Origin of the sequence: Mycobacterium sp. (assembly GCF_049673265.1) — a bacterium.
In the GTDB taxonomy this organism is placed as follows: domain Bacteria; phylum Actinomycetota; class Actinomycetes; order Mycobacteriales; family Mycobacteriaceae; genus Mycobacterium.
In genome coordinates this window covers 1-2840 of the sequence record NZ_JBATXN010000167.1, presented here as the reverse complement: position 1 = coordinate 2840, position 2840 = coordinate 1, and the positions used below count along the sequence as shown (strand labels likewise).

Annotated in this window: 3 protein-coding genes and 1 pseudogene; 1 reads left to right on the top strand and 3 read right to left on the bottom strand. The window is 65.3% G+C overall.

The window, feature by feature from the left end:
- The 3 genes and pseudogenes from WBF82_RS05855 to WBF82_RS05845 all read right to left on the bottom strand — a co-directional run.
- Positions 1–127 (bottom strand): annotated as a pseudogene (locus tag WBF82_RS05855) (ABC transporter ATP-binding protein); the annotation flags it as partial.
- Positions 128–137: 10 nt separating this feature from the next.
- On the bottom strand, positions 138–599 hold the full coding sequence (locus tag WBF82_RS05850) for a bacterial proteasome activator family protein (protein WP_424382136.1): 462 nt from the start codon (positions 597–599) through the stop codon (positions 138–140).
- A gap of 78 nt (positions 600–677) precedes the next feature.
- On the bottom strand, positions 678–2630 hold the full coding sequence (locus WBF82_RS05845) for a DUF6541 family protein (protein ID WP_424382134.1): 1953 nt from the start codon (positions 2628–2630) through the stop codon (positions 678–680).
- Between the two features lie 109 nt (positions 2631–2739).
- Between WBF82_RS05845 and WBF82_RS05840 the strand changes: the two genes are divergently transcribed.
- A partial coding sequence (locus tag WBF82_RS05840) for a hypothetical protein (protein WP_424382135.1) occupies positions 2740–2840 on the top strand: 101 nt, incomplete at its 3' end.

Here is a 2840-nt window from a genome sequence, read left to right as displayed (position 1 = left end):
CGTTGGAAGCGTTACTCCCGATCGTGCCGCCCAAGACGGTCTTCTTCAGCGAGCGCGATTTGGCGTCGAAGATGGGGAACTCCACCCACGCGTCGCGTGTCTCGATGTGTGGCCCAGCGTGCGTCACGGGTTGTCGCCTACAGGTATTGCCCGGTGCCGTGCCCACCGGGTCCGCCGGACCTGCCGATTCCCGGGGGTAGCGCGCCCTGGCGCATCTGCTCGAGCTGCGCGCGGGCGGCCATCTGCTGGGCGAACAGCGCGGTCTGGATTCCGTGGAAGAGCCCTTCCAGCCAGCCGACGAGCTGCGCCTGGGCGATGCGCAGTTCGGAATCCGACGGGATGGCGCCCTCGGTGAACGGCAGCGTGAGCCGGTCGAGTTCCTCACGCAGTTCGGGAGCCAGCCCTTCTTCGAGCTCCCGGATGCTAGTGGCGTGAATCTCGCGCAACCGGTTGCGGCTGGCCTCGTCGAGCGGCGCGGCGCGCACCTCCTCGAGCAGCTGTTTGATCATCGTGCCGATCCGCATCACCTTGGCCGGCTGCTCGACTAAGTCGGTCAGTGACCGGTCATCGGAATCGTCATCTTGCGCGGCCGCCAACATGCGCGGGTCCAGGCCACCGATGATTTCGATGTCGTCGTCGTCGTTGCCGTTACTCAATCCAGTCACTCTCCTTGCCGCTCACGCTTTGGGTGTCGGGGCGCCACGCCACTCGTATATCCAGGCACCACCGTTGTCGTAGATCTTCTCCCACGACGTCGATTTGTCTATTGACACTAGCCCGTCGGGCACCTTGAACCCGCGAACCGTTGGAGCGCTGGTCAAGATGTAGCGAATATTGAGCGCCCGCAGCGCCTCGGCTACCCGCGGATCGTGATCATGATCGGCGTCGGCCCAGAAAGTGAACCGGTTATAGCCCGGGCCGGTTTGCTGGGGGAAGTCGTAGTGGGTCCACAGCGGGTGCAGGTCGGCCACCGCGTACATCCAGGCGGTGCCGTCGACATTCGAGTTGCCGATCAGGGTGGTCCGGGCGCCCGGCAGCGTCGCCAAATACGCCATCGCGTCGAGGTCCTTCTGGTTGATGATCACCGAGTCGTATTTGTCGCCGAACAACACCAGGTGCCGATACAAGTAGTGGCGAGCGGTCAGCACGGTGCCGGCCACCAGCAGCACCACCGTGGCCGACACCCACACCGGCGCGGGCAGTCGCACGAGTCGTTTGGCCAACGCGACCACCGCCAGCACGATGGCGAACACCGCAATCCCCGCCCACGGCGTGACGAGCATGGTGATCACGGCCGTCAGCCGTCGCGGATCGTTGTAGAAGAACTGACTGAACACCTCGATGGTGGCGCCGAGCGGGTTGTGAAACGGCGCCCCCGAGTAGATGGTTGCGACCGTCAGCACCACCCAGACCGCCGGTGGCCACCAGATTCGCTTGTAGAGCAGGATCACCATGCCGATCGCGCTCAACCCGATCAGGCCGTATTGGGTGGGGAAATCGTTGAGGTGACGGGTGTGCAGCAGCAGTGCATCGATGACGCCTTGCTTGACGCTCTTGAAGCTGGGGAACGCGTGCCCGGCGATGATGTCGGCCTGGTGCGCCACCCCGATGAACTGTGGCGCCAAGATCAGCACCGTCGGCGCCGCCACCACCGCCAGGATCCCCAGGTCGCCCCGCCGTCCGCGCACCGGATGCCAGCACGCGTCGAACAGCCACCAGGCCAACAAGAACAAGATGACAACGAACCCGCCGGTGAGGTGTACCGACAGCACACCCACCAAAGCCAGCACCGCGGCCGGGATGCGATCGCGATTTCGCAGCGTCGAGGTGATCAAGGCAAATGTCGGGATCGCGACCCCGTAGGCCGCCAGGTTGGGCATCGCGGCGACGCCGAACTCGACGTAGGGCACGGAGGTGAACGACGCCGACATCGCGGCTGACGTGGCGGTCGCACCGGCGGCGAGCCACTGGCTGCCGAGGGGCCTGAGCAGAAACCAGGTGAGCGTCGCCGCGCTGGACGGAAACAGCCAAACCGAGGCCGCCACCGAGCTCACGGTGTAACCGGTCGTCGGCGCCGACCCGGTCAGCTGACAGAACACCGCGGTCAGCGCGTGAAACACCGACGGGTAGTACAGCGGCTGATGGGTTTCGACGTTGCGCAGCTCGCCCATGTGAGTGGACGACGCCTGGCCGGTGTCGAGGATGAAGCGCACCTCGTTCGCATGCCAGACCGCATCCCAGGTACTCGGGATGGACTGCCAATGCGTGATGCCGCGATACGCCGCCCACATGATCAGCAGGCCGCCCAGTACCACTCCCGCGGCTACGGTCAGCGCGGGCCAGCCACTCACCGCTGAAGTCTCGGCCTCGGTGTCGCGGTAGCGGGCGAGCAGCGCCTGCAAACCCATCATCAGCAGGCACACCACGGCCAGCGCGATCAGCGCTGTCCAACCGTTCCAAGGGATTCCGAGCGCGCCGAACGGGATAATCGCCAGAGCCACCACACCGAAAGTCAGCGCTGGGCCAACTGTGACGGCGACCGGCCAGGTTAGCTGGGCGATTCGTGCGACGATGGCCCCCGGCGCGATCAGCAAAAACAAGGCGATCAGCGTTCCGATCCACAGCCCCACTGGACTAGTATGGCTGGCCGGGTGACCTGGCTCGGGACGGCGGGGACGTATCTGGGCGCCCGCTACCGTCACGGTTTAGCTGATTTTGCGGCACTTTAAGGTGGCTGGCATGGCATACGACGTCGCCCGGGTGCGGGGATTACACCCGTCACTCGGGGACGGTTGGGTGCACTTCGATGCGCCGTCCGGGATGCTGATCCCCGACTCGGT